This window comes from Sphingobium jiangsuense, assembly GCF_014196495.1.
Taxonomy (GTDB): domain Bacteria; phylum Pseudomonadota; class Alphaproteobacteria; order Sphingomonadales; family Sphingomonadaceae; genus Sphingobium; species Sphingobium jiangsuense.
The window spans coordinates 59259-85612 of sequence record NZ_JACIDT010000005.1 but is presented as its reverse complement, the minus strand read 5'-3'; the positions used below and the strand labels follow the sequence as shown (position 1 = coordinate 85612).

Genomic DNA, 26354 nt, shown 5'->3' with positions numbered 1-26354 from the left:
GCCCCATGCGCCGCAAGAGCGCGAGCCTCGGGAGGGGGGCATGGTCTGAAAAGGCGTTGAACAAGATACCTGAAAAAGGGGGTAGCATGCAGTTTCACACTCTTACCCGTCTGGCATTGATGTCGGCGACCGCGCTGGCGGGCTTTTCCGCCGTCCCCGCGCAGGCGCAGGAAGCCGACGCCGCCAATGCCGAGTCCGGCGACGTGATCGTCGTCACCGCCACGCGCCGCGCCGTATCGTTGCAGGACGTGCCGATCAACATCGCGGCCATGTCGTCGGAGCAGATCCAGGAACAGGGCGTGCAGAACGTCCGCGATCTCGCCGCCTTCACGCCGGGCGTGACGATCCGCGACACCGGCCCCGGCAACACCGGCACCATCGTGATGCGCGGCCTCAGCGCCAACGACGCCAGCTCCACCGGCAGCAACAACAGCACGATGCTGACCACCTATATGGGCGAGGTGCCGCTCTATCTGGACGTCAAGTTCCTCGATATCGAGCGGGTGGAAACCCTGCTGGGGCCGCAGGGCACGCTTTACGGGTCCGCCACCATGGCGGGCGCGATGCGCTATATCCCCGCCCGGCCCGACCCGGACAAATGGTCCGGCAAGTTCCACGGCCGCCTCTACGACGTCGCCCATGCGTCCGATCCGGGTTTCAGCGTGGACGGCACGATCAACATCCCGATCATCCCCGGCAAGGTCGCGCTGCGCTCGACCGCAGGCTATTACAACGATCCCGGCTTCATCGATTACAACTATCTGGTGCAGACGCCGGGCGTCTCGCTCCCCCAGCCCGGCAGCCCGACGACATGGGACGGCTCCATCGGCACGCCGGACCAGATCGCGCAGAATCTCTGGTCCTACAAGGACGCGAATTCGGAACTGACCTATTCCACCCGCAACCAGCTGGGCCTGTTCCCGTTCGACGGGCTGAACGTCTACCTCACCTATCTCTATCAGCAGACCAGCACCAATGGCCGCCAGTCCAATGGCGGCGGGGTGCTCGGCACCGGCAAATATGAGGCGCCCTGGCGCTATCTGGAGCCGGTCAAGCGCAAGTCGCAGATGCTCAGCGCCGAAATCGAGCTGGATCTGGCGGGCATCGCGCAGCTGGTTTCCTCGACCGCATGGTCCGAACGCAAGATCCGGTCGAAGTCGGACGTGACCGACCTGCTGCTCGATCTCGACTATGGCTATGAGATGTTCCCGGCCTTTGCGGGCTATGCGACGGGCGACACCAGCTATCGCCAGTTCACGCAGGAAGTGCGCTTCGTTTCCACCCATGGCGGCCCGCTGAGCTGGGTGCTGGGCGGCTTCTACAACAAGCTGAAATACAGGAGCGACCGTCGGGAAATCCTGCCCGGCTATCCCGAATGGGCGGGCATATACCGTCCGGACGCGGTCGAATATGCGTCCTATGTGAAAAGCAAGGATACGGAAAAGGCGGTTTTCGGCGAAGCGACGCTGGAACCGGTCGAGGGGCTGACGCTGACCGCGGGCGCGCGCTATTTCAAATATGACTCCTACATCATCGGCGGCACCGCGCTGCCGCTGTTCCAGACCTATCCGCAGATCAACTTCCGCTCACGCGAGGGCACGACGGCGGACGACGGCATGGTCTGGAAATTCAACGCCTCCTACAAGCTCTCGCCCGAATGGATGGTGTACGGGACCTACAGCAAGGGATACCGCATCGGCGGCGTGAACCGCGTCGCGCCCTGCGTGCTGCCGCTGCCGGCGGGCCAGAATCTGTGCGCCCTGCCCGACGAGCTGTTCTTCGCGCCCGATACGGTCAAGAATGCCGAGCTGGGCGTGCGCGCGACGCTGTTCGACAGGCGCCTGTCGGCCAGCCTGTCGGTCTATCATATCGACTGGGCGGGCATCCAGCTGGCCGGCCAGACGATCAACGGCGCGATCGGCATCACCACCAATGGCGGCGCGGCGGTGTCGAAGGGGGTCGAGTTCAACTTCAGCGCCCGGCCGATCGACGCGCTGCGCATCATGGGCACGTACAGCTATAACGACGCGCATCTGACCGAGGACGTGCCGCTGCTGATGGACGTCAATGGCGGGCCGAAGGTATCGGCGCTGTCGGGCGACCGCCTGCCCGGCTCCACCAAGAATTCGGGCAGCCTCGGCGTCACCTACACCGTTCCGGCGGGCGACGGGGATATCGACCTCAACTGGACCGCGACCTACACCGGCAATGTGCTGACCCGCGTGGGCGGCCGCGCCGGGGGCGAGAAGCTGCCCGCCTATACGCTGCACCGCGCATCGGTCGCCTATAAGCTGGATGGCATGGAAATCCGCCTCTATGCCGACAACATCTTCGACAAGTTCGCGGTGGCGAGCGTCGGCAACGACCTGACCCGGCGCATCCTCAATGACGGGGTGGTGTCCCGCTATTATGCGAACACGATCATCAGCCCGCGCAAGGTCGGAATAGAGTTCACCAAGAGTTTCTGATCCTGCCTCCCCGGCCAGCGAAGGGCCGCTCCCCTGTGGAGCGGCCCTTTTGCATGGGAATTGCGGGGAGTTGGTGTTTCAAGTTGCAGATATAGAAAGCCGTTCGGGCTGAGCTTGTCGAAGCCCTGTCCTTCTTTTGGAGGGAGGAAGAAGGAAGAACAGCCGTTGACCTTCGGTCGCCCTTCGGGTCGACAAGCTCAGGGCGAACAGGGGTGGGGATAATGCTATTTCCCCGTCATGCCAGCGCAGGCTGGCATCTCAGGAGGCAGCGCGCAACATCGCTTATGACTCCAGCCTGCGCTGGGGTGACGGTAAAGGCTAGTGTCCGCGAACCATCCCCAAACCGGCTTCAGTCGGTGGAGATGCCCTGCCGCTCCAGCCATTGCCGGGCGGGTTCCAGATGCCGGGCATAGGCGCGCCATCTGCCGATCGAGCGCGCATTCAGGGGGCTGCGGACCTGCTGCGCGCTCGGCGTGGCGACGGCCCCGTCGCTTTCGTGGAAGCGCAGGCAGCGGCCCGACCATTCCAGCCTAGCATGATCGAGCAGGCGCCGCGTTTCCCCTTCCTGATCGGCGATCAGCGCCTCATAGTTCAATTCGAGGATGCGGCCGGGGAAAAGCGCCTTCCAGAACGCCATGAGCCGGTCGAACAGCGCATAGTATCCGGCGCAGTCCAGCAGGTCGTAGGACCAGCCATAATAAGGCGATTCAGGCGCGAACAGCATCTTGTAGGTCGCCCAGACCGTATCCATCGGCTGACGCCGCAGGCAGATGATCGGCGCATCGGGCAGCGCCCGCGCGATATGGCCGATGTTGAGGAAATTGAGCGGCAGCTTGTCGGTGAAGCGCCCGCTTCTCGCCCCTTCATGCTGGCGGGCGCGGTCGAGATAGGCCTGCCCCAGTTGCGCGGGCGCGACATCCCGCATCGCGCGGATCGTTTCCGGGTCCAGCACATAGCGAGAGCCGGTGCCGGCGAGATGCTTGATCGCGAGTGGCATCGCCTGCAATTCCCCGGCGGCGCGGACGGCGGGATGGGAGGAGAGGATCCTGTCCGCCAGCGTCGTGCCGGTACGCGGCAGGCCGGTGATGAAGATCGGATCGTCCCCCGCGCGGAAACCGGACGACCGGAAATAGCCGGGGTCGGAAAAGGCCTCGATCAACGCGGCGACGCGCGCTTCGTCCGCCGCCAGCGTGAAGCCCCGGCCCTGCTTCAGGCGGGCATTGGCGGCGGACAGCTGCGCGAAGCAGGCGTCATGCGCGCCGATATCCTCATATTCCTTGGCGAGCGCATGCCGGATGCGGAGCAGGTCCGCTTCGGGCGCGCCCTGCCGGATCGCGCGCTCCAGCCGCTCGATATGATTGGCGTCCTCCTTCTGCGTGCGCAGGCCCGCCAGCCCCAGATGGGCGCGGCCGTTTTGCGGCTCCCGCTCCAGCACCGCCTCATATTCCCGCTCCGCCGCCGCGACATTTCCGAAGAAGCCGAGGCTGATCGCATGGTTGAGCCGCCAGCGGGCGTCATGCGGCGACAGCGCGACGGCGCGCGCGAACAGGGGAAGGGCGGCGCCATGATCGCCCAGCCGCGCATAGACGCAGCCGATGGTGTCCCAGGTCCGCGCGTCGCGATCCTTCCGCCGCTCGGCCAGGATATGCGCCCGGTCGGCGGTGTGGCGCGCCTCCCGCTCGCGCCGGGCGAGGGACAGCAGGCGGGCGAGCTGGGCCTGATAGTCGGCCCGGTCCGGCGCCCGCTCCACCGCCTGCTCCAGCGCCTGGAGCGCAAGGCCGACCCGTCCCATCTCCGCCAGCGCCAGCGCCAGCAGGAACAGCGCCTCGGCATTGCCCGCATCGGCGCGGATCATCTCGCCCGCCATACCGGCGCAGCGTTTGATCTCGCCCCGCGCGAGAGCGTCGCGCGCTTCGGCGAGACGGGCGGTCGCGGCCCCGCTCATGCCTGCAGGAAACCAGCGATGCGCTCGACCATCCAGAAGCAGCCGAGGCACCCCGCGGCCGTCATGCTCGCGGCCTCCATCGGGCGGGCAAGCGCAACCACGCGCAAGGCGGCCAGCGCCGCCGTCATGGCCGCAACGAAGACGAGTTGCCCGGCCTCGACGCCGAGGTTGAAGAAGATCAGCGCGGGCACGCGCTCGGCCTGCTGCACGCCCAGCTCCGACAGCGCGCTGGCAAAGCCCAGCCCGTGCAGCAGCCCGAAGGCCACGACCACCAGCATCTGCCGCCGGAAATGGGGCAGGGCGCCGTCGCCCTTCCCGTCCCGTCCCCCGTCCCACCCCTCATCCCGCCTGTGCATCAGCAGCGCCTCGCGCGCCATGATCGCGATGGAAAGCGCGATGATCGCCTCCACCGGCGGCACCGGCAGCCGCACCAGCTCGAAAAAGGCCAGCGACAGGGACAGCGAGTGGCCGATGGTGAAGGCGGTGACGAGCGCGATCAGGCGCCGCCCCCGCGCGATCATGCACAGGCACAGAACGAAGGCGAGATGATCCCACCCCATCCAGATGTGCAGCACGCCCTGTATCAGATACTCCCAGGCGATCTCCACGATGCTGCGCGCGCCGGACAGCGCGCCGCCGATCGGGATGGCGATGCCGCTATCGCCGCCGCTGAGCGAGCGGCTGGCCTCTACCCCCATCACATTGGAGCGGAAGCTCGCGCCGTCCAGCTTCCACGGGGTGAGGATGGTGTCGCCTGCCCGCAGCACATGGTCGCAGCGAAAGCCGTAGCCATATTGCGTCCGCGTGCCGACGAGATGGCGGGTCGCGGAAATCTGCTCGCACCCTTCGGGCCAGACCGGCGCTTCGGTCGAATCCGCGAGGTCCGGCACCGAGGCGACGAAGGTGAAGCTGGTCGCGTCCTCGCCGTTCATCAGCGTGAATTCGCCCGCGCGGAACACGTCCGCCGATGCCGGAGCCGCCAGCAGCACGCCGCACAGCAGCAGCAGGAAACGGACAAGCCTAGCCGGTGATTTCGACATCATATTTCTCTTTCAGCTTCGCGACTTCCCGATCGAGCGCCTCGCGCGTGCTGCTCATCATGAAATCCTGCCGCACCTGCGGGCGGGCGGTGGCGTAGGGGATGCGGGCGGGCGCCTTTGTCCCGGTCTTGCGCACGAAATGCCAGCCCCGGCTGCTCTGCACCGGCCCCTGCCAGACCCCCGCCACGCCCTGTTCGAGCCGGTCGAGGAAGGGCTTGCCGAACATGCCGCGGATCATGCTGTGCCCATAATCGGGAAAGTCCCTGCCCAGCCAGAAATCGTCGCCCCTCACCGCCTCGCCCCGGTTGAGCGCGGCCAGTATCGCCGCCTCGTCCGCCGGGCGGCTGGCAAAAAAGACCTGGGAGAAGCTGATGCCCGGCTCGGTCCGGTAAAGATCCGGATGGGAGGCGTAATAATCGACCATCTGCTCCTCGGTCGGCTCGACCGGCGCGCCCGCGACGATGTAGCGCAACTGATCCACCAGCCGCTCGCGCGTTTCGGCGTCGCTCAGGTGCAGGCCGCGCTCCAGCGCCTCGCGGAACATCAGCTCGTCGCCGATATAGTCGTCGCGCAGCTTTTCCCGGTCGGCGGGCGTCGCCTTGCGGCCGGAAACCAGCTCGAAATTCTCGACCAGCTGCTTCTCGATCGCCGGGGTGTAGGTGACGGGGTCGGCGCGGCTCCGCTGCGTCAGATGCCAGGCGAGGAAGATCGCCCCGCCGACGATCAGGAACAGGAACAGCGGGTCGCGGACCAGACGCCCGGCCGATGCCGGGATGGTCCCTCCCCCCGCCGGACGGAAGCGTCGAACCAGAGCATTTGCCTGCATGGCGGGCCTTTTCCCTTCTGCGTCGCGATGCCCGGAACCCGGCGGATTTCCACGGGGCGCGGGCTGTGCATGGCGGCATGATATGCCTTTTGCCCGCGCCCGGCCTACGTCAAATGACGCATATCGGACCGGGGGCGGCCCTCACTAGCTTTCAAGGCAGGATCGGCGGCCTGTCGCGGCACCGTTCAAAGGTTTGTTCGGCCAAAGGTTCGTTCGGCCAGAATTTCGTTCGGAGGTGTTCATGATTTCAGTTCGTCGGCGCGTTCTTGCCCTTGCCTGCATGGCGAGCAGCCTTGCGCTCGGTGCCTGTTCCGGCGGGCAGTCGGCCGATAGCGGCAGCGGAGGGGACGGCATCGCCGTCGGCGTGCTGCAATCGCTGACCGGCACGATGGCGATCAGCGAGATCACGGTGAAGAACGCCGAGATGCTGGCGATCGAGGAGATCAACGCGGCGGGCGGCGTGCTGGGCCGGAAGATCACCGCGCTGGTCGAGGACGGCGCGTCCGACCCTTCCACCTTCGCGCAGAAAGCCTCGAAGCTGATCGAGGACAATGGCGTCGCCACCGTCTTCGGCGGCTGGACCTCCGCCAGCCGCAAGGCGATGCTGCCGGTGTTCGAGCGCACCGGCAACCTGCTCTGGTACCCGGTGCAATTCGAGGGCAATGAATGCTCGCCCAACATCATGTATTCGGGCGCGCAGCCCAACCAGCAGGCGCTGCCCGCGCTCCAGTGGGCGGTCGGGCAGGGCTATAAGAGCTATTTCCTGATCGGGTCCGATTATGTCTATCCCCGCACCGCCAACCTGATTCTGAAGAAGCATATCGAAAAGGACGGGCTGAAGGTCGCGGGCGAATCCTACGTGCCATTGGGCGGCACCGACTTTTCCGGCGTGATCGCGAAGATCCAGCAGGCGAAGCCCGACATCATCATCAACACGCTGAACGGCGACAGCAACGTCGCCTTCTTCAAGCAGATGCAGGCGGCGGGCCTGTCGCCGACGAAGCTGCCGGTCATGTCCTTCTCCATCGGCGAGCAGGAGGCGCAGGCGATGGGCCCCCGGCTGGTCGAGGGCAGCTATGCGAGCTGGAATTATTTCCAGAGCCTGACGCTGGAGGACAATGCGAAGTTCATCGCCGCCTATCGCAAGAAATACGACGCCAACGCGGCGATCACCGACCCGATGGTGCACGGCTATCTCAACGTCTATGCGTGGAAGGCCGCCGTCGAGAAAGCGGGCGGCTTCGACCCTGAAAAGGTGCGCAAGGCCGCCGCGACGCTGGGATCGTTCGCGACGCCGATGGGCCCTGTATCCTTCGCCGCCAACCAGAGCCTCGTGCAGAAGGCCTATATCGGACGGCTGAAGGCGGACGGCCAGTTCGAGATCCTCTCCGACAGCGGAGAGGCGATCCAGCCGGAACCCTATGACCCGCTCGCCTTCCCCGGCAAGAGCTGCACGCTTTGACGCCGGGCCGCCGCCCGGTGTCGCCCCAGGGGACAGAGGCGATGGACAGAGACGATGGATAGCGTAGCGCTTTTCCTGCCCCAATTGTTCAACGGCCTGTCGGTCGCCTCGCTCTATCTGCTGGCGGCAGTGGGGCTGGCGCTCAGCTTCGGGCTGATGCGGGTCATCAACATGGCGCATGGCGAGATGCTGATGCTGGGCGGCTATCTCGCCTGGCTGACGCTGATGGTGGTGCCGGGCGCGTTCGGCATCCTGCTGGCGCTGCCGGTGGCGTTCCTCGGCACGGCGGCGATCGGCGCGCTGGTACATATGGGGCTGATCCGGCGGCTGGCGGACCGGCCGCTCGACACGCTGCTCGCGACATGGGGGCTGAGCCTCATCCTCCAGCAGGCGGCGCGCGACCTGTTCGGCGCCATCGGCGTGGAAGTGCGCGCGCCGGACTGGCTGGCGGGCAGCATCAGCCTTGGCGATGTGGTCATTCCCTCGGCACGGCTGATGATCATCGTGATGACCCTGCTCGTGCTGGGCGGCATCGCGCTGATGCTGAACCGCAGCCGGATCGGCCTCGACATCCGCGCCGTCAATCAGGACCGGATGATGGCCAGCGCCACCGGCATCAACGTCCGCAAGGTGGAGCTGACCGTCTTCTGCGCCGGCGCCGGGGTGGCGGGGCTGGCGGGCGTGCTGCTCGCGCTGCTGGGGCCGGTGACGCCCAATGCGGGGCAGGTCTATATCGTCCCCGCCTTCCTCGTGGTGGTGATGGGCGGGCTGGGCAGCCTGACCGGAACCAGCATGGCCGCGCTGATCCTCGGCCTGTTCTCGGCGCTGGCCCAGATCTTCTTCGATGTGTCGATCGCCCAGATGCTGATGCTGGTGCTGGTCATCCTCTTCCTTCAGATCCGCCCGCAAGGGGTGGTCGCGGTGCGGAGTCGCGCGCTCGATGTCTGATCCTGATCCCATGATCCTTTCCGCTGCCGGGGCCGCACCGGGAGCTGCACCTCTGACTGCACCTCTGGCCGCCCGGCTGGCGCCGGTGGGCAAGGCGCTGCCATGGCTGGCGCTGGGCCTTGCGGTGGCGGCGCCATGGCTGCTGTCGGCCTATGACCTCAACCTGCTGGCGCGCTTCATGGCGATGGCGATCCTCGCGCTCGGCATCGTGCTGATCTGGGGCCATGGCGGTATATTGAGCCTCGGCCATGGCGTGTTCTTCGGCCTCGGCGGCTATGCGCTGGCCATCCACATGAAGCTGGCCGACCTGCCGCAAGGCGAAATCCCCGATTTCATGCAATGGAGCGGGCGTACCGCCCTGCCCTGGTGGTGGGAGCCGTTTTCCAGCCCCATGTTCACCTTGCTGGCGGTGCTGGTGCTTCCCGCGCTGGTGGCGGGCCTTTTCTGCTGGGCGGTGTTTCACCGCCGGGTCGGCGGCACCTATTTCGCGCTCATCAGCCAGGCGCTGGCGCTGGCCTTCGCGACGCTGCTCGTCAGCCAGCAGGACGTGACCGGCGGCTTCAACGGCCTCACCCAGTTTTCCAGCCTGTTCGGCTTCGGCCTGACGCGCCCCTCGGTGGTGCAGGGGCTGTACTGGGTGACGCTGGCGATAGTGGTGGCGGCGTATCTGGGGCTGAGGCTGTTGCTCGCCTCGCGCTTCGGCATGCTGCTGCGCGCGGCGCGGGACGGGGAGAACCGCCTGCGCTTCCTCGGCTACAGCCCGACGCCGGTGAAGGTCGCCGCCTTCGCCCTCTCCGCCCTGCTGGCGGGCATGGCGGGCGCACTGTTCACGCTGCACGCCGGGGTGATCTCTCCGGCGCTGGTGGGTGTGATCCCGTCGATCGAGATGATCGTCTGGGTCGCGATCGGCGGGCGCTACAGCTTCGCGGGGGCGATACTCGGCACGCTGCTGATCAACATCGCCCGCGACAGCATATCGAGCGCCTTTCCCGAACTGTGGCTCTATGTGATGGGCGCGCTGTTCATCCTCGTCGTGACGCTGATGCCCGACGGGCTGGCGGGCGCCGCTCGCAACCTGATCGAAAGGGCGCGCGCGCGATGAAGGACGAAAGCACCAGGGACCTGTTGCTGGCGGTCGACGGCGTCACCGTCGATTATGGCGGGTTCAAGGCGCTGGACGGGTTCAGCATGACCCTCCAGCGCGGCGAGACGCGCGTGGTGATCGGCCCCAACGGCGCGGGCAAATCGACGCTGTGCGACACGATCATCGGCCGGGTGCGGCCCACCGAGGGGGCGATCCTTTTCCGCGGCGAGGATATCAGCGCGCTGCCCGAACAGTTGATCGTGGCGCGCGGCATCTGCCGCAAGTTTCAGGCGCCCGGCATCCTGCCCAGCCTGACCGTCGCCGACAATATCGGCCTCGCCGCGCGGCGGGACCGGCGCTGGTGGCGCAGCCTCGGCTTCGGCATCCCGGCCGGGGAACAGGCGATCGTGAACGACATTCTCGAACAGGTCGGCCTGACCGCCCGCCGCGCGACGCAGGCCGGGCTGCTGGCCCATGGCGAAAAGCAATGGCTGGAAATCGGCATGGTGATCGCCACCGGCGCGGAGCTCATCCTGCTCGACGAGCCGACGGCCGGCATGGGGCCCGCCGAAACGCGACGGACGGCGGAACTGATCCACAGCCTCGGCGACAGCCGCACGGTGCTGGTGATCGACCATGACATGAGCTTCGTCGAGCAGCTGGGCGCCACCGTGACGGTGATGCACCAGGGACGCTTCCTCGCGCAGGGCGACGTGCAGGCGATCCGCAACAATGCGGAGGTCGCATCGGTTTATCTGGGGCATACGGCATGAGCGACGCGCTGCTTCGTCTGGAAGGGGTATCGAGCGGCTACGGCCAGAGCCGCATCCTGTGGGATGTCGATTTCGCGCTGCCACGCGGCAAGGCCACCGCACTGATCGGACGCAACGGCGTCGGCAAGTCGACGCTGCTCTCCACCATCATGGGGCTGCGCCCTCTGATTTCCGGGCGGGTGCTGTTCGACGGGCGGGATATCAGCCGCCTTTCCACCCATCAGCGCGCCCGCGCAGGGATCGCGCTGGTGCCGCAGGGGCGGCATGTCTTTCCCTTCCTGACGGTGGAGGAGAATCTGCTGTCCGGCCTCGCCGCGCGGCGGGACGGGCGGCGGACGATCCCCGGTTTCATCTTCGACCTTTTCCCGAAGCTCGACGCGATACGCCACCGCAAGGGCGGGCTGCTGTCGGGCGGCGAGCAGCAGCAGCTTGCGATCGGGCGGGCGCTGGCGGGCGACCCGCGCCTGCTCCTCCTCGACGAGCCGACCGAGGGGATACAGCCCAATGTCGTCGCGCAGATCGAGGACGCGCTGCGCCATGTGCGCAGCGAAATGGGCATGACGATCCTCGTCGTCGAGCAATATCTCGACTTCGCCTGGCGCCTCGCCGATCTCTACGCGGCGATGCAGTGCGGGCGGATCGTGAGGTCCGGCGATACCGGGACGGAGACGGCGGACACGGTAGCGCATCTCGTGCATATCTGAGAATTTGGTCCAGACCGGATCCTGACCAGAGCCGTTCGGGCTGAGCTTGTCGAAGGGCTGCTTTTCTCGTGGGGCCAAGAAAGAAAGTACAGGGCTTCGACAGGCTCAGCCCGAACGGTTTTGGGTTAGCGGCGCCTAATCCCCCAAAACCACCATTCTACCCCGTCATGCCAGCGCAGGCTGGCATCTCAGGAGGAGGCGCGCCACATGGCCTGCGACCCCAGCCTTCGCCGGGGTGACGAGTGAGGCGGACGTCTGCTCCCACCCAAAACCCGCCATCGCATGGCCCTATTCCCACAAGCATAACCAAAAATACCCCCGGATCGCTCCGGGGGTGAGTGCCGTCTTCTCGATGAAAGGAAAATCTAGGGCGCTTTTGTGACAGCCGCCTTACGCTGCGCCATTCCGGCCAGGCAGCTGTGCAGGATGTAATTGGCGTTTTGCGCGGTCTTGTAGCTGATATCCAGGATCGGCGCGGGGTCGAGCAGTTCGAAACCCACCACCTTGTTCTGCGCGCACAGGGTCCGCACCAGCGGCACCGCCTCCCGCATGGTGAGGCCGTTGGGCGCGGGGCGGCCGACGCCGGGGGCATAGGCCGGGTCGAGCACGCTCATGTCGAAGGAGACGAACAGATGCTCCGGCCCCGCGCGCACCTGCGCCAGCGCCCGGTCGACCACCGCCCGCCAGCCGTCCTTCTCTATATCGGCCATGCTGTGCATGCGGATGCCCTGCGCGGTCGCGCGGGCCTTGTCCGCGCCGGACATGCCCGCGCCCCTTATGCCGATCTGCACGATGTCGCCGCCGCTGAGGATGCCGTCGCGGATCAGGCGGCTGACCGACTGGATGTCGGAGATATAATGCGCATCCTCCGCGACGCCCTCATAATGGGCGTCGAGCTGGATCACGCCGACCTTGCCCTTGCCGTAGACATCGACCATCGCGGCGACATCCGGGTACATCAGCGCATGGTCGCCGCCGACGATGAACGGCACCGCCCCGGTGGAGGCGATCTCGGCCACCATCGTGCGGACATGCCCGACCGTCCGTTCGACGCTCATATTGTCGACGGCGATATTGCCATAATCCGCCATGCGCAGCAGCTTTGCGGGGTCGAGGCCGGTATGGATGTCGGTGCCGACCAGCCCGTCGCTGGCGCGCAACGCCATCGGCCCGTGCTTGGCGTCGCGATGGCCGTTGCTGAAGTCGAGCGGAATGCCGACGAACGCCACCTCCACCTTGCCCGCGACCAGATCCTCCTTGCGCAGGGCGATCGGGGCCTGCGCGAAGGTGGGGATGCCGGCGGGCTGATACATATAGGAGGCGATGCTGAACGGGCCGGGCGCGCGGTAGAATTTGTCCAGCAGGGCCGGGCGCAGCGTGGTGGGCAGGTTGAACGCGGTGGCTTCCGGGTTGAGCGGGATTTCCGCCATGTCCGTCGCCGGGTCGAACCGGGCGTCCGCCACCACCCGGACCAGCGCGCCGACATAGGCGCTCGCCTGCTCGTCGGTGCGCCCCTGCAGCGCGAGCGCCACCTCGTCCGCCGTCAGCCCGACCCGGTCCAGCATCGCGCTGTCGGTAAGGAACGCCTGTTGCTCGGCCGGCAGGGCGGCGATCCGCGCGGCGAGCGCGGCGGAATAGCGGACGGTCTCGGCGGCGGCGGGCATGATGCCCAGCGCGCAGGCCATCGCCAGCAGGGAAGGAAGGGCAAAAGCCCCGATGCGCGTGTTCGCCGTCGCGGTCATGGCTCAGGCTCCTTTCCGGCTGCTGGAGGAAACGGGATCGAGCCAATGCGGCTTGGTCAGGCCCTTCTTGCGCATAGCGATGCCGGTGAGGCAGGCGTTGAGCAGATAGGCGCTGTTGAGCGCGGTCTTGTAGCTGACGTCGAGATAGGGCGCGACCTCGACGATATCGATCCCGGCAATGTCGTTTTCCGCGCACAGGCGGCGCATGATCGGCTGCGCCTCGCGCATGGTGAGGCCGCCGGGGACCGGGGTGCCGGTGCCGGGCATATAGGCCGGGTCGAGCACGTCGATATCGAAGGATATCCAGATCTTCTTCGCGCTCTTGCGCGCATTGGCGAGCGCGGCTTCCATCACCTTGGCCCAGCCGTTCTTCTCGACCTCGACCATCGTATGATAGTTCATGCCCATCTCGCGCATCCACTGGAAGGTCGGCTTGTCCGGGCCGCGGGCGCGCAGGCCGACCTCGACATATTGGTCGGGCCGGACATGGCCTTCGTGCAGCACGCGGTAGACCGGCTGGCCATGGTCGATCAGGTGCACCCGGTCGCTGCCGATGTCGTAATGGGAATCGAAGTGGACGACGCCGACATTGCCCTTGCCGTGCACATCGGCCATCGCCGCCAGATTGGGATATTCGAGGCTGTGGTCGCCGCCGATGACGATGGGGATCGCGCCGGTCTTCGCGATCTCGCGGACGACCTCGCGCACATGATGGACGCTGCGCTCGGTGCTCTGCTGGTCGATGGCGATGTCGCCGTAATCGGCGATCTTCAGCACCCGCGTCGGATCGATCATCGAGAACATGTCATTGCCATAGCCGCCGACCGCACCCGCGGTGCGCAGCGCCAGCGGTCCGTTGCGGGCGTCGCGCCAGCCCGACCCCATGTCGAGCGGCGCGCCGACGATCGCCACCTCTATGCCGTCGGCGATCAGATCCTTCGGGCCGAGCGCGACGGGGGCGTTGGCGAAGGTCGCAAAGCCGCTGCCGCGCCCGCCGAGATAGCGGCCCAGCTCGATCGGCCCGTCCTCGCGCCACGGGTTCAGCTCCGCCGGGCGCCTGATCTTCCATGCGTTGAAGGAAGGCGATGAGGTATCGAGCGGGATGGACGCCTTGTCGCGCCCGGCCTTGTAGTCGATCTGGTCCTGCAACGACAGCAGCGCATCGACATAGGCGGTGATCTCTTCGGACGACAGGCTTTCGAAGCGCCTGAACATCACCTCCGGGTTGACGATGCGGCGGCTCTTGCCGCTTTTCAGATAGTCCATCTGCTCGGCGCTGAGGCCGGACAGTCTGGACTGGAGCTTTTCCGGTATCTCGATCGGTTCGGGGGGCGTCGGCGCGCGCGTGATGCCGGGCGCCCGGTCCATATTGGCGACCGCCGCGGTGGCGAGCAGCGTCACGGCGGACAGCGCCAGCGCCGGCTTCCACAGGGTCCTGGCGCTATGCGTTCGGCGGGCGGGCGGTCGATCGATGGGGGGATGGCCTGAACCGGGCATGATGTCTCCTTTGCGCTCCCTTCGTGCCGCCCGCGCCGGTCCGTAGAGGAAAGGCGGGCGAAACCGGTCCTTTTTCGGCCGGACCGGCGGGGCATGCCATCGGGCATTTGACGTAGCCGGGCGTCTAATCCCGATGATCGCGGGTTGCGGCGGGCGCGCGCCGCCGCAGCCACAGCGCCGGTATCGCCGACAGGGCGAGCAGCCCGCCCAGCACCGCCCAGGCGGGAACGGCCTCCGCTTCGGAGGGGGCCGCGCCCTCTTCCTGCGGGCCGCTCACCATCTTCCCCCGCGCTTGCGCGCCGTCGAAGGCGATGGTCATGGTGATTTCATGCCCCTCCTCGCCCGACGCGCGCACGCGATAGCGATGGCCCTGCTCTCCGTGCAGGCGGAAGGAACCGTCGCCCTGCGTGCGGATGGTCTGCACGGCCGCGCCGGGCCGCGCCTCGTCGAACAGCTCGATCCATTCGCCGCCCGCGCGCTGGCCGTTGCTGTAATAGAGCGTCCCGGCGATCGCATCGCCTTCCCGCTCCAGCTTCATCAGCAGGCCATGGGCGAGCGCGGCGGGCGAGAACAGCAGCGCCGCACCGGCGAGCGCGAGGGATAGCAGCCGCCTCATTCCGCGAAGAATCCCAGCGAATATTCGATGCTGTCCTCGGTGAAGGCGGGGTTGCCCTTTACCGGCACGCGCCTGCCGGACCAGATGCGGTTGAACCCGGCGACGGGCGTGAAGCTCGCCACGCCCTGCGCGTCGGTGACGGCCTCCCGGCCTTCCTCGTTGCGCGCAATGGCGATGCCGGGGGCGGGCTTGCCGCCGATCAGCACCCGCAGCTTCATCGGCCTGCCCGCGACGGGCCGGGTCGCGGAAAGCGGCACCAGCTCGAACGGCTGGCCGTAGCTGCGGGCGACGGCGGGCGTCCAGTCGGCAAGGGTCTTGTGATATTTGATCGCGCGCACGCCCCTGGTCGCATGCGGCACCTGGTTCATCGGCTTTTCGACCGAGGGGCCGTCCGTCCGGCTGGTGTGGATGCCATTGTCATAATGGGCGAGGATGACGCTCGGTTTCCCCTCTATGGCAAGATGCACGCCGTCCGGCGCAACGGTACGGCGGACGGGGAGCGTCTTGCCGTTGGCGGCGATCGCCCGCACCGTCTTCAGCTTGTCGGCGGGATAGGCGTTGGTTTGGCCTGCATGGCCGCCGAAGAGAACATGCCAGCGCCCGGCCTTTTCGGGCACCAGCCAGACCGTATGGGCGTGCGCCGGGGCGGCCAGCGCGAAGCAGGCGAATGCAATCAGTGGCGCGGCAAGGCGTGAGCGCATCAGGGGGTCCTTTCTGTCATAACGTGATCTGGATGCCCGCGCGGACGGTGCGCGGCGCTCCGGGGGAGAACAGCGTCTGCCCGCCGATCAGGGAGACGGAGGCGGCATAGCGGGTGTCGGCCACATTCTCGACCCGCACATAGGCGCGATAGGCGAAGGGCGCGCGGCCTTCATGCGACAGGGTCAGGTCGACTATGTCATAAGGGTCGGCTTGCAGGCTGTTGGCGGCATTGACCTGATAGGCGCCGACATAGCGCCAATTGCCCGCCAGTTCCCATCCGCCGATCGGCTGCCAGCGCAAATCCACATTGGCGCTGTCGCGGGGCACCCCGGCGACGCTGTTGCCGATCAGCGCCGGGTCGCCGTTCTTGCGCACCTCGGTATCGGTATGGCCATAGACGGCGCGCAGCCAGAGGCGCGGCGTCGCCTGCCATTCGGCGCTGATCTCCACCCCCTGATTGCGGGTGGAGCCGTAATTCTCGTAAATGCCCGGCGCGACGGTGCGAACCTCGCCGCTCGATGTCAGGCGATAGGCGGCGGCATCGAGGGTGAGGCCCTCCCCCGGCGTCAGCTTCACGCCGATTTCGGTCTGGCGGAAGACGCTGGCGTCGAGCGGCTGGCCGCCGGTCGCATATTTGACGAAGGCATTGGGCAGCGCGAAGCCCTCCGCCCAGCCGAGCCGCAATTGCAGCGCCTCGGCCAGTTGCGAGCGCAGCCCGATCTTGGGGCTGAGCCGCTCGATCACCCGCAGCCTGCCGCAGGGGTCGCCCCCGGTTTCCGGCCCGCGCACCGCGCAGCCGCCGGTGAAGCGGTCGGCGCGCAGGCCGAGGGAGAGGTCGAACAGCCGGTGCAATGGCGCCTGAATCTCGGTGAAGGCGGACAGGCTGTTGAGCCGCGTGCGCCGATCGGCCAGCGCCGGGCTCACGCGCCTGCGCCGGTCCAGCCCGTCGTAGAACATATAGTCGGTCCGTTCCCGGAACAGCTCCACCCCGACGACATAGCGGATCGGCTCTGTCGCCCAGTCCGCAGCGATGGTGCCGTTGAGGCTGGTACCCGCCCCGAAGATGGCGCGGTCATAGCTTTCCTCTCGCTGCCGCCATGCGCCGGAAACGGGGCGGGAGAACCAGCGGGTGAAATCCTGCCGCGTGCCATAGGCGAAGCCCAGCAGGCTGGCCGAGGGGGAAAGCGCGATGCCGAGGTCCGCCCGCGCCGTACCGAAATGCTTGCGCGCGCCGTCATTCTGCACAGCGGGGTCGATGCCATAAGGGTCGGTCTCGAACTGCGCGGCGGTGATATAGCTGGCATTTTGCGCATCGGCATGATGATAGCGGCCCGACAGCGCCAGCGTGACACCGGGCGACAGGTCGAGGCCGAGGCGGCCCGACAGCGTCTGCCGCTCCTGATCGGTTTGGGGGCGATATCCGTCGGAGAGGAAATATTGCCCGGTGAGGTTGAGCGTGCCGCCGGACCATTCCCGCCCCAGCGCCATTTGCAGATCGCCCGTACCGAATGAGCCCATGCTGGCGTCGGCGTTGAGATAGTCGCCGCCCTTGCGGGTATCGAGGCGGACGAGGCCGCCGCGATTATAATTGCCGTAGAGCGCGGAAACCGGCCCGCGATAGACGGTCAGGCTCTCCAGCTCCAGCGGGACGACGACATTGAGATCGACATAGCCGTCCGCATGGCTCATCGCCTCGTTGAGCGGGATGCCGTCGATCACCGCGCCCAGATCGCCGCCATGGCCGCCATTGCCGAAGCCGCGAATGACGATGCTGTTGGCGACGCCGCCCATGCCGAGGTTGCGCACCGCCATGCCCGGCACGAAGCGCAGATAGTCGTCCATCTGGCCGAGCGCCTGCTCGCGGATCTCCTCCGTGCCGAGGGTGGTGACCGACCAGGCGCTCGCCGTCGCAGCGACCAGCTGGCCCTTGACGACAATGGCGCTGCCATCGTCGGCGTCGGCGGAGGCGTCCTCCGCCAGCGCGGCGGCGGGCAGGGTTGCGATGCCGCCGAGCATCAGGAAAGCGAGGGCCTTTTTCATATGCGAGCTTCCTTGGAAAGGAGGGAGGTGGAACGGCTGGCGATCGCCGCCTCGTCACGATCGCCCGCGGCGAAATGGCCGAGCTGCGTCGCGAACAGGCCAAGGCCCGCCAGAATGAGCGCCGCGTTGACGGCGCGCGTCACCGGGCGCCACAGCGCGGTCTGGCGCCATAATCCGACGACGCCGACCATCAGGCCGAGCGCCGCGATCTGCCCCAACTCCACGCCGACATTGAAGGCGAGGATCTTCGGCACGATCCGCGGGTCGTCCATCAGCGTCATCTGCTGCAACCGGGTGGAAAGGCCGAAACCGTGGATCAGGCCGAACAGAAAGACCATCAGCAGCAGGTTGGGCTGGCGCACGCCCAGCCAGCGCCGGAACAGGTCGAGATTCTCGCACGCCTTGTAGCAGACGGTCAGCGCGATCGCCGCATCAACCAGATAGGCGTTGGCGGTGACGCCCAGCATCGTCGCGCCCAGCAGCGTGATCGTGTGCCCCAGCGTGAACGCGGTGATGAAGCGGACGATCTCGCCATGGCTTTTGAGGAAGAACAGCACGCCGAGCAGGAACAGCAGATGGTCGTAGCCGGTCAGCATATGTTCGGCGCCGATGCGAACGACATCCAGCAGGCCGCCTTCCAGCATCATCTGCCGCGCCTGCTCCGATACATTATGCGCCATCGCCGGAACGGGGGCGAGCAGCGCCAGCACCGCACAGGCGGCGCGCGCGGCCCCTCTGGCCAACCCGTTCCCATATCCGGGCCCATATCCGGGGAAATGCCTGCTCATCTCTTGCCTCCGCTGTTATGAAGATTGCCCGCATTCCTCATAACCGGCGGGGAGGACCCTCGCCCAAGGGGCATTTGACGTAGTGCGGGGGCGGCGGCGCCGGTCCAGGATGCACCGCCTACAGGCTGGCCAGCGCGGTCAGGGTGAAGGCGCGCGGGCGGACGCGGGACAGGGTGCCCGATCCGCTGGCCGACCAGGACCGGTCGTTCAGCAGATTCTGGACGCGAAAGCGCAAGGTCGTGGGCCTGCCCGCCAGCGCGAGGCGATAGCGCGCGCCGATGTCGAACAGGCTGTTGGCGCCGGTGCGGAACCTGTCCGCCATGTCGGCGGGCTGCGTGGAATTATGCGTCAATTGCACGTCGACCGACAGGTTCGCGGGCACGGGCAGGCGATATTCCATGTTGAACTGCGCGGTGAGGCGGGATTGCCCGGCGGGCCAGTGCGCGATGAGGCCCGTTTCCACCGCCGGTCCCGAATTTTCCGGGTCGAGAAAGACCGCGCCGGTGGCGATGGTCAGCCGGTCCGTCAGCGGACCGGACAGCGACAGCTCGACGCCGCGATGGCGCACCGTGCCTTGCAGGCCGAAGCGCCCCTGCTCGTCGAACCCGGTCGTGGGCTTGACGATCTCGAACAGCCCGGCGGCCAGCGACAGCCGGCCGTGGACGCGCCCGCGCACGCCCAGTTCCACCTGCCGCGCCATCACGGCGGGCAGCACCTCGTTGCGGTTGGCCGCGTTGGCGGGGGCGACGCCCTTTTCCTCCAGCCCGCGCGTATAGCTCATATAGCCGAGCCAGCCGCGCGGCAGCGGGAGGATCAGCGCGCCATTGTACAGCCAGTAGCGGTCGTCCGTCTCCTGCGGGACGGCGCCGTCAATGGCGACCGTCTTGCGGTAGAAGGCTCGCTGGACACCCGCCTGTATCCTTACCCGCCCGGCGATATCCATTTCATAGCTGAGGCCGATGCTGTCCTGCCTCACCAGCCCGTGGCTGTAGACCATGTCGCCGTCGAGAACGGGCGGCGGCCCGAAATCGCGCGCGTCGAGGTCGACGAGGCCGAGGTCGAAGGATTGCCCCGGCGTCGCGCGGGTGGTGGTGCGGCGATACCGCGCCGCGCCGGTCAGCCGGTGGGCGATGCCCAGCCACTCGAACCGCCGCCCGGCCAGCACCTCGCCGGAAAGGGAGCGCGTATACTGGTCGCGCACCGCGATCGCCGTGGTGCGCGCCGTGCCGTCCGGGTTCAGCGTCATCATCGTGAAGTCGTTTTCCGGCTGCGACGAGGAGGACCAGAACAGCCCGGCCTTCCTCTCCCACCCGTCGGGCGTCGACCAGTCGGCCATGCCGCCCAGATTGACCATGTCGTTCCTGAAACGCTGCCATGGCGGGGCGAACAGCCGGATGCCCTTCAGCTCCGGCGGCAGCGCGCCGTTGGCGCTGCGGAAGCTGTAATTGCCGTTGAAGCGCCGGTGCTGCCATGCGGCCAGCCCGGTGAGGTTAAGCGCCCCGATCCGCGCGCGCGGTACCGCCCCCACCGCATATTCCTCCCCCCGCGTTCCGTCGGAATAGAGGATATGCGGGTTGACCAGCGCCCCGCCCGCGACGCCGAGCGTCCCGTCCGCGCTGGCGAGCCATCCCTTCATCTCCACCATCGGGGCGAATTGCGGACGGATGCCCGCCTCCACCGTCAGCCCGGCCGTGCCCGCGCCCGGCCTGCGCAGGCGGGAGGCCACGATGCCGGAGGGCGCGGGGAAATCGGTGGCCAGTGCATTGGCGCCGACCTCGATCGCGACACCGGCGAGGACCACGTCCGGCAAGCGGGCGGCGCGGACGTAATAATGCCCGTCCATGCGGTAATTCCCCGCATTCTCAAGGCTGAACCCGCGCACCTGCCCTTCGGTATAGAGGCCGATCTCCTCATTGCCGATCCGCTGGCCGAACGCATCGCGCGCCTGGCTTACTACGCTGCCGGCCGCGCCGTTGGCCATCCCATTGCCCACGCCGCCGGCATCCTGCGCCAGCGCGGCATGGGGAAGCGCGGCAAGGCCCAAACCGCCGGACAGAATCCAGCAGGACAGCGTCCGCCACGGCGCATGCAGGCGGGGCCGGGGCGCGGGGGAAAGGCGGCTATGGGGCATTGCAGGCTTCTGATCCTTCGGAAACCTGCCCTATGTGGAAAACCCCGCCGCAAGAGGATATGGGGCGTTTGACGTAAACCGGAGCGGCGTGGCGCGCAGCGGGCAACGGCCCGAACCGGCTTCCCCTGCCGGTTTCGAGCCGCGGCGCCCCGTCAATGGGCGCTATGCCAGCGCAAAGCCGCTGATGGTCTGCTTTCCGTCCCTGGGGGCGATGGAGGTGTGGAGCGCCGTGCCGCAGCCGGGGCATATATGCTGGATAAAGCCGATCTCCTCATCGACGAAATGATGGGGGTCGGAGCGGACGATGGGCCCGGCCATGCTCGACTCCCCTTCGACCGCGCCGACATGGAGCAGCCCGTCCGCATCGCCGAGAGCCTGCCCGCAATGCCGGCAGCCGACCCTTGCGCGATCGCCGTCGCCGACGATCACGAGGTTGTCGTCGACCGGTTGCCCCTCGCCCGGCTCCACCCGCCCCTCGATGATCGAGCCGATCGTCATCCGGTCCAGACGGGCCTGCCGCATGTCCTGCCGCAGCCGGTCGGTCGCGGGGGCATCGACGCGGCCCTCCGCATCGAAAAGCACGCCGTAGATGTCGCGCGCGGCGGCCATGCTGATCAGGCCGTCGCCGATGTCGCGCGCCACCAGCTCGGGATCGCGCAACAGGGGATCGCCATAGCCCCCGCCGCCCTGGCAATTCATGTAGAGCACATCCCCCGGCGACAGCATGCTGGTCGCGAAACATTGGGTCGCGTCCGCCTCGCCCGCCAGTTCGCCGAGGTCGGTGGGAATGACGCCGCGCGCCAGCATCGCGTCCACCGCCGCGCCCTGGACGATGACGTCATGCCCCAGATTGCCGGGATAGCCCCCGGCAAGACCGGGATTCTGCGCCGTCGCCTTGCCCGATGTGGACATGATGACATGGGCGGGCAGCGACGTGCCGTGGGGGGTCATGGCGACGGCGCAGCTCGTGCCGCCGCGCTGCCTGCCCGCGCCGCCGGAATCCTGTTCCTCGCGCCGCCAGAGGACGAGAAGGGGATAGAGCAGCTCGGTCACCTCCGCATCGGGCACGCGGCCCATCGGAATGCAGAAGCTGCCGCCGGTATTGATCCCGTCGCGGCCGGGCCGCGCGCCATAGCCGCCCGCCACCGTTTCCATCACCACGTTGAGGAAGGGCACAGGCTCCTTCGGCCGCTCGTCGGTGCCCGCGACGCAGGCGAAGTCGAACGTGCCGCAGCAGCTCGCCTGCACATTGTCGCGGAACCTGAAATCCCGCTCCAGCATCTGCGAAAGGCATTGCGCGACCAGATTGCCGATCATCCAGCCCGTGCCCAGCGGCGCGCGGTTGATCGCCGCCGGGAAGGTCGCGTTCACCAGCGTGCCTTCCGGCGCGATGATGTCGAAACATCGCATCAGGCCGCTGGCGGACCATGGAATGTCGCCGCACAGGATCGGCAGGAAGGCGAGCATGATGCCGCCCCGGCAGCCGCCCAGCGTGCAGCTGATGACCCCGGCCTGCGGGTCCGTGCCGGTGAAGTCGAACAGCAGCCGGTCGCCGGTCTTGGTCATCGCGAGGACGACCTTGTGCGTCGCCCGGTCACCCGCGAAAGCCTGGTCCTGATAGCCGGTCGCGGTCCATTTGCCGTCGGGGACGGAGAGCAATTTGTGACGCAGCCGATGCTCGGCGTCGTTCATCATCTTCTTCATCACGGCCTTGACCACATCAGGGCCATATTCCTCGATCACCGCCTTCAGCCGCTGGCGGCCGATCGTGTTGGCGCCGACCTTGGCGCGCAGGTCCAGCCCCACCACCATCGGCACGCGCGAGCGGCGGACCCACACATCGACGATATCATGCTGAAGCTCGCCCTTGCGCATCACCTTGACAGGCGGCGTCGGCAGGGCTTCCGAGAACACGTCGACATTGCCGATCGGCGCCGAGCCGATCGCCGTTCCGCCCAGATCGGGCTCGTGGCAAACGGCGCTGGTCCAGCCGAACAGCTTGCCGTCATGGAAGATCGGCTGGAACACCACGGTGTCGTTCTGGTGCAGCCCGCCGCCGACCCACGGATCGTTGCACAGGAACATGTCGCCTTCCTCTATCCCCGGATTGACCGCCCGGTTCTGGAGCGTCCATGTCAGCGCGAGGTCGATCGCGCCGATCAGCATCGTGTTGTAGAGGCCGACCTGCACGAGCTGCCCCGCCTCGTCGTTGATCGTGAAGTCGAAATCATTGGCATCGGTCACGATGGGCGAGCCGGACATGCGCTTGAGCGTCTCGCCCATTTCATCCGTCACCGACCAGAGGCGGTGGCGCACGACCTCATAGGTCAGGGGATCGAGATCGTCGATCGCCTGCTGGCTGACGGTGTGCACCTGAAGCCTGGAGGGCAGCGACCGGATCAGCGCCTCGGGGTCGACGGGACGGGTTACAAAGGCTTCGGAACCGGGGATCATCCTGCGACACTCCTCTTGGGCTGAAACTGCGTGACATTGCTGTTGGTCTGGATGCTGAGAACGCCGATCTCGTCGATGTCGCCGTACATGCCGTCGGGCACGACCACCGATGTCGTCGGCACCTGAATGACCGCGGGCCCGGTGATCCGGTGCCCGGCGCGCAACGCGTGATAATCGTAGACCGGCGTATCGACGAAGCCCTTGCCGGCGGTGAGACAGACGGGCCGGGTTTCCAGCAGCGCCGCCGACGGATCCGGCGACACCGCCCGCGCGAGCGGTTCGAACACGGGATGCGTTTCGAGCAGGCCGAAGCCCCGGATGCGGAAGGTGATGGCGTGGATGCCCGCCCCGGCAAAACCCGATCCCTCGCCGAAGAGGCGGGCATAGCGCTGCTCGAACTCCTCGACGCAGGCTTCGAGGCTCGCGGCCGTGACCGGCCCGTCCGCCAGCGGGGTCGTCACCTCTTCGAGCTGCAGGCCGTAGCGTATGTCGATTTCGCGATGGAGCACGATGCGGTTGAGGCGGATGCCCTGCCGCTTCATCGCCTCCATCACCTCGCGTTCCAGCCGCGCGAAATTCTCCTCCACGCGGGCCGGATCGAACGGGGCCGTCATCGGATCCGAATGCTCGCGGATGAGGACGATGTCGGACGAGGCCAGCCCGAAGGCCGAGAAGGCCGAGGCGACCGGCCCCAGCGGCACCACCACATTGGCGACGCCGATATGGGCGGAATAGGCCGCGCAATGGGCAGGGCCCGCGCCGCCAAAGGCATAGACGGTGAAATTGCGAGGATCATAACCGCTTTCGACCACGATCTTGCGCAGCAGGTCGCCCGTCTGCGCATTCTGCACCGCGTAGATGGCGGCGGCGGCTTCCTCCACGGTCATGCCCAGCGGATCGGCGATGCGGCGGCGGATGGCCTCCGCGGCAAGATCCTTGCGGATCGGCCGCAGCCCGCCGAGCAGGCCCGTTTCCGGCAGGATGCCGAGGATCAGGTTCGCGTCCGTGTTGGTCGGCTCCGTGCCGCCCGCGCCATAGCAGGCGGGACCGGGCGCCGCCTGCGCGGAGAGTGGCCCGACATGCAGGTTGCCGCCGGTATCCAGCCAGGCGATCGCGCCGCCCCCGGAACCGATGGCATCGACCCGCAGCGTCGGCACATTGACCGGATGCTGGTTGACGATGGTCTGCGCCGCGCGCACCGGCTCGCCATCGGCGATGATGCCCGCAAGAAAGGTCGTGCCGCCGACATCGGTTGCGATCACATTGTCATGCCCCAGCTTCTTCGCGAGCTGGGCGCAGCCGACCACGCCGCCGGTCAGCACGCCGCCGATGGTGGTGATCGCGGAGGCCGCCGCCTCGCTCGCGGCGATGGCGCCCCCCGCGCTCTGCATCACCAGCAGCGCGCCGCGCAACCCCAGATCGCGCAGCCTGCCCTCCAGATCATCGAGATAGAGCTTGAGGCCGGGGCCGATCTGCGTGCTCATCACGGTGGTCGAATGGCGCGCGAATTCGCGGATGCGGGGGCTGACCTCGGACGAAAGGGCGACGAACGCCGTCGGGTCCTGCTCATGCACCAGTTCGCGCAGGCGCTGCTCATGGACGGGGTTGCGGAACGACCACAGCAGCGAAATCGCGATCGCCTTGACGCCTTCGGCGAGGATCTCGCGAATGACCTGCCGCGCATCCTCTTCGTTGAGCGGGACGATCACATTGCCCGCGCGGTCGATCCGCTCGATCGCCTCCCGCGCCAGCCGGCGTTCGACAAGGCCGCGCGGCTTGGACTGGCCCATGATGTCCTGCAACTCATGCTGCGGCCGGCCGAGATAGCGCCCCTCCACATTCATGATGAAGATGGAATCGCGATGGCCCCTGGTGGTGATGAACCCGATGCTGGGCACCTTCCCCATCACCAGCGCATTGAGCGAGGAGGTGGTGCCGTGGGCGATGTGATCGGTTTCGTTCAGCAGCTGCGAAACCGGCATCTCCAGCTCCGCCGCCAGCAGATCGATCGCGCTCAGCACGCCCTGGCTGTAATCCGGCGGGGTCGACGGCGTTTTCGCCGAAACCATGCTGCCATCGGGTCGCAACGCGACGGCATCGGTGAATGTGCCGCCGACATCAATGCCTATAACGTATCCCATATCCTCGTCCTGTCTCCTTGAAGGCGTCCGGCCTCGCCGCCGCCTTCCGATGTCCGGTTATCGTGCCGCCGAGCCTGCCGGGCGGGACGGCGCGCATGCCGCCACGCAGCGGCACATGCTGATTATCGAGCCTGCCCAGGCTCCTGGGTGAAGTCCGCCATGTCCGACCTCTTCTCAGAATTGCGCCGCGACGGAACCCAGCCCGTCGAACGACGCGGAAAACCGCGATCCGGCGCGCGCCGGATAGGCCCTGGTCAATCCCCCGGTCATCACCAGCTGACCGGCCCGGAGGCAGGAGCCCGTCCGGGCGAGCCTGTTGGCGAGCCAGGCGAGGGCCAGGGCGGGGCCGCCCATCGCATCGCTGCTCGACCCCCGGTCGACGGACTGCCCGTCCCGCTCCAGCCGCACGGCCCTGCCGCCCGGTTCCGCTACCTCCCGGCGCGGGACGCCATCCCCCAGCACGAAACAGGCGGCGGAGCTGTTGTCCGCGATATTGTCGAGCGCGGCGAAGCTGTAGCTTTCGTACCGCGTGTCGACGATCTCCAGCGACGGGAACACCATGTCCACGGCGTCCCACGCTTCGTCTCCGTCAACGCCGGGACCGCCGAGATCCCGCCCCATCAGGACCGTGATTTCCGGCTCGACGAGCGGATGGATCAGCCTGTCCAGCGGCACCGGCATGTCCCCGGCAATGGCGCTGCCTTCCAGCAACACGCCATGATTGGGCTCCTCTATGCCCATCTGGGCGCGCATGGCCGCGCTGGTGTACCCCAGCTTGTAGCCGAGCGATCCCCGGCCCGTTTCCGCGCCCCTCATCCTGGCGACGGCATAGGCCTCGTCCTCGGTCAGGTCGGGAATGGAACGGGTGATAGGAGGAATGGGGCGACGCTCCCGCTCGGCGGCGGCCAGCGCCCGCGCCGCCGCCCGCAGCCTGTCGGCTCGGGTCCGGACGGTGGCCGCCTTCGTCATGCGGTTCCACCCCCGGCCGGACGC

The 26354-nt window shown here is 67.3% G+C and carries 19 protein-coding genes; 6 read left to right on the top strand and 13 right to left on the bottom strand.

Going from position 1 to position 26354, the window contains the following annotated elements; all coding sequences use genetic code 11:
* Positions 1–86: 86 nt before the first annotated feature.
* Positions 87–2468: a TonB-dependent receptor gene (locus GGR43_RS08620; protein WP_188071576.1), complete on the top strand. Its 2382-nt coding sequence runs from the start codon at positions 87–89 to the stop codon at positions 2466–2468.
* A gap of 349 nt (positions 2469–2817) precedes the next feature.
* Here the strand turns inward: GGR43_RS08620 and GGR43_RS08615 are convergent, their stop codons facing one another.
* From GGR43_RS08615 to GGR43_RS08605, 3 genes are read right to left on the bottom strand one after another with little or no spacing between them, the layout of a single operon-like run.
* Positions 2818–4413, bottom strand: coding sequence for a tetratricopeptide repeat-containing sulfotransferase family protein (locus tag GGR43_RS08615; RefSeq protein WP_188071575.1), 1596 nt, complete (start codon positions 4411–4413; stop codon positions 2818–2820).
* Positions 4410–5456, bottom strand: a complete 1047-nt coding sequence (locus GGR43_RS08610) for a HupE/UreJ family protein (RefSeq protein WP_246343438.1) — start codon at positions 5454–5456, stop codon at positions 4410–4412. Before GGR43_RS08610 ends, GGR43_RS08615 begins: the two co-directional genes overlap by 4 nt.
* Positions 5434–6279, bottom strand: coding sequence for a peptidyl-prolyl cis-trans isomerase (locus GGR43_RS08605; protein ID WP_188071574.1), 846 nt, complete (start codon positions 6277–6279; stop codon positions 5434–5436). The genes GGR43_RS08610 and GGR43_RS08605 overlap by 23 nt, the downstream gene beginning before the upstream one ends.
* Before the next feature lie 241 nt (positions 6280–6520).
* Here GGR43_RS08605 and urtA point away from each other — a divergent pair, with 241 nt between their 5' ends.
* From urtA to urtE, 5 genes are read left to right on the top strand one after another with little or no spacing between them, the layout of a single operon-like run.
* The gene (gene urtA, locus GGR43_RS08600; RefSeq protein ID WP_188071573.1) at positions 6521–7741 is read left to right on the top strand and encodes an urea ABC transporter substrate-binding protein; all 1221 of its coding nucleotides are present in this window, start codon (positions 6521–6523) and stop codon (positions 7739–7741) included.
* Positions 7742–7795: 54 nt separating this feature from the next.
* Positions 7796–8689, top strand: coding sequence for an urea ABC transporter permease subunit UrtB (urtB, locus tag GGR43_RS08595; protein WP_188071572.1), 894 nt, complete (start codon positions 7796–7798; stop codon positions 8687–8689).
* Positions 8682–9791, top strand: coding sequence for an urea ABC transporter permease subunit UrtC (gene urtC / locus GGR43_RS08590; RefSeq protein WP_425502173.1), 1110 nt, complete (start codon positions 8682–8684; stop codon positions 9789–9791). Before urtB ends, urtC begins: the two co-directional genes overlap by 8 nt.
* Positions 9788–10546 (top strand): ABC transporter ATP-binding protein, encoded by a 759-nt coding sequence (locus GGR43_RS08585; protein WP_188071570.1) that lies wholly within the window; start codon positions 9788–9790, stop codon positions 10544–10546. The genes urtC and GGR43_RS08585 overlap by 4 nt, the downstream gene beginning before the upstream one ends.
* Positions 10543–11250 carry an urea ABC transporter ATP-binding subunit UrtE gene (gene urtE / locus GGR43_RS08580; RefSeq protein ID WP_188071569.1) on the top strand — a complete coding sequence of 236 codons (708 nt, stop codon included), beginning with the start codon at positions 10543–10545 and terminating at the stop codon, positions 11248–11250. Before GGR43_RS08585 ends, urtE begins: the two co-directional genes overlap by 4 nt.
* Positions 11251–11615: 365 nt before the next feature.
* On the opposite strand, the gene GGR43_RS08575 is transcribed toward urtE, so the two are convergent.
* From GGR43_RS08575 to GGR43_RS08530, 10 genes are all read right to left on the bottom strand, one after another.
* Positions 11616–12992 (bottom strand): agmatinase family protein, encoded by a 1377-nt coding sequence (locus GGR43_RS08575; protein WP_188071568.1) that lies wholly within the window; start codon positions 12990–12992, stop codon positions 11616–11618.
* A 3-nt stretch (positions 12993–12995) separates the two neighbouring features.
* Complete coding sequence (locus GGR43_RS08570; RefSeq protein WP_188071567.1) at positions 12996–14489, bottom strand: agmatinase family protein; 1494 nt, start codon at positions 14487–14489, stop codon at positions 12996–12998.
* A gap of 124 nt (positions 14490–14613) precedes the next feature.
* Positions 14614–15105, bottom strand: a complete 492-nt coding sequence (locus GGR43_RS08565) for a hypothetical protein (RefSeq protein WP_188071566.1) — start codon at positions 15103–15105, stop codon at positions 14614–14616.
* A complete protein-coding gene (locus tag GGR43_RS08560; RefSeq protein ID WP_188071565.1) occupies positions 15102–15806 on the bottom strand; it encodes a DUF4198 domain-containing protein in 705 nt (234 codons plus the stop codon). Before GGR43_RS08560 ends, GGR43_RS08565 begins: the two co-directional genes overlap by 4 nt.
* Before the next feature lie 16 nt (positions 15807–15822).
* Complete coding sequence (locus tag GGR43_RS08555) at positions 15823–17847, bottom strand: TonB-dependent receptor (protein WP_188071564.1); 2025 nt, start codon at positions 17845–17847, stop codon at positions 15823–15825.
* Positions 17844–18590, bottom strand: coding sequence for a HupE/UreJ family protein (locus GGR43_RS08550; RefSeq protein WP_223177365.1), 747 nt, complete (start codon positions 18588–18590; stop codon positions 17844–17846). Before GGR43_RS08550 ends, GGR43_RS08555 begins: the two co-directional genes overlap by 4 nt.
* 163 nt (positions 18591–18753) lie before the next feature.
* Positions 18754–20766 (bottom strand): TonB-dependent siderophore receptor, encoded by a 2013-nt coding sequence (locus GGR43_RS08545; protein ID WP_188071563.1) that lies wholly within the window; start codon positions 20764–20766, stop codon positions 18754–18756.
* Between the two features lie 162 nt (positions 20767–20928).
* On the bottom strand, positions 20929–23220 hold the full coding sequence (locus GGR43_RS08540) for a hydantoinase B/oxoprolinase family protein (RefSeq protein ID WP_188071562.1): 2292 nt from the start codon (positions 23218–23220) through the stop codon (positions 20929–20931).
* On the bottom strand, positions 23217–25361 hold the full coding sequence (locus GGR43_RS08535) for a hydantoinase/oxoprolinase family protein (RefSeq protein ID WP_188071561.1): 2145 nt from the start codon (positions 25359–25361) through the stop codon (positions 23217–23219). Before GGR43_RS08535 ends, GGR43_RS08540 begins: the two co-directional genes overlap by 4 nt.
* Positions 25362–25535: 174 nt before the next feature.
* Complete coding sequence (locus GGR43_RS08530; protein WP_188071560.1) at positions 25536–26330, bottom strand: 2-keto-4-pentenoate hydratase; 795 nt, start codon at positions 26328–26330, stop codon at positions 25536–25538.
* Positions 26331–26354 lie beyond the last annotated feature (24 nt).

Excerpts from the sequence above, each read along its gene's own strand:
- GGR43_RS08620 (WP_188071576.1), top strand. The coding sequence starts at position 87 with ATGCAGTTTCACACTCTTACCCGTCTGGCATTGATGTCGGCGACCGCG.
- GGR43_RS08615 (WP_188071575.1), bottom strand. The coding sequence starts at position 4,413 with ATGAGCGGGGCCGCGACCGCCCGTCTCGCCGAAGCGCGCGACGCTCTC.
- GGR43_RS08610 (WP_246343438.1), bottom strand. The coding sequence starts at position 5,456 with ATGATGTCGAAATCACCGGCTAGGCTTGTCCGTTTCCTGCTGCTGCTG.
- GGR43_RS08605 (WP_188071574.1), bottom strand. The coding sequence starts at position 6,279 with ATGCAGGCAAATGCTCTGGTTCGACGCTTCCGTCCGGCGGGGGGAGGG.
- urtA (WP_188071573.1), top strand. The coding sequence starts at position 6,521 with ATGATTTCAGTTCGTCGGCGCGTTCTTGCCCTTGCCTGCATGGCGAGC.
- urtB (WP_188071572.1), top strand. The coding sequence starts at position 7,796 with ATGGATAGCGTAGCGCTTTTCCTGCCCCAATTGTTCAACGGCCTGTCG.
- urtC (WP_425502173.1), top strand. The coding sequence starts at position 8,682 with ATGTCTGATCCTGATCCCATGATCCTTTCCGCTGCCGGGGCCGCACCG.
- GGR43_RS08585 (WP_188071570.1), top strand. The coding sequence starts at position 9,788 with ATGAAGGACGAAAGCACCAGGGACCTGTTGCTGGCGGTCGACGGCGTC.
- urtE (WP_188071569.1), top strand. The coding sequence starts at position 10,543 with ATGAGCGACGCGCTGCTTCGTCTGGAAGGGGTATCGAGCGGCTACGGC.
- GGR43_RS08575 (WP_188071568.1), bottom strand. The coding sequence starts at position 12,992 with ATGACCGCGACGGCGAACACGCGCATCGGGGCTTTTGCCCTTCCTTCC.
- GGR43_RS08570 (WP_188071567.1), bottom strand. The coding sequence starts at position 14,489 with ATGCCCGGTTCAGGCCATCCCCCCATCGATCGACCGCCCGCCCGCCGA.
- GGR43_RS08565 (WP_188071566.1), bottom strand. The coding sequence starts at position 15,105 with ATGAGGCGGCTGCTATCCCTCGCGCTCGCCGGTGCGGCGCTGCTGTTC.
- GGR43_RS08560 (WP_188071565.1), bottom strand. The coding sequence starts at position 15,806 with ATGCGCTCACGCCTTGCCGCGCCACTGATTGCATTCGCCTGCTTCGCG.
- GGR43_RS08555 (WP_188071564.1), bottom strand. The coding sequence starts at position 17,847 with ATGAAAAAGGCCCTCGCTTTCCTGATGCTCGGCGGCATCGCAACCCTG.
- GGR43_RS08545 (WP_188071563.1), bottom strand. The coding sequence starts at position 20,766 with ATGCCCCATAGCCGCCTTTCCCCCGCGCCCCGGCCCCGCCTGCATGCG.
- GGR43_RS08540 (WP_188071562.1), bottom strand. The coding sequence starts at position 23,220 with ATGATCCCCGGTTCCGAAGCCTTTGTAACCCGTCCCGTCGACCCCGAG.
- GGR43_RS08535 (WP_188071561.1), bottom strand. The coding sequence starts at position 25,361 with ATGGGATACGTTATAGGCATTGATGTCGGCGGCACATTCACCGATGCC.
- GGR43_RS08530 (WP_188071560.1), bottom strand. The coding sequence starts at position 26,330 with ATGACGAAGGCGGCCACCGTCCGGACCCGAGCCGACAGGCTGCGGGCG.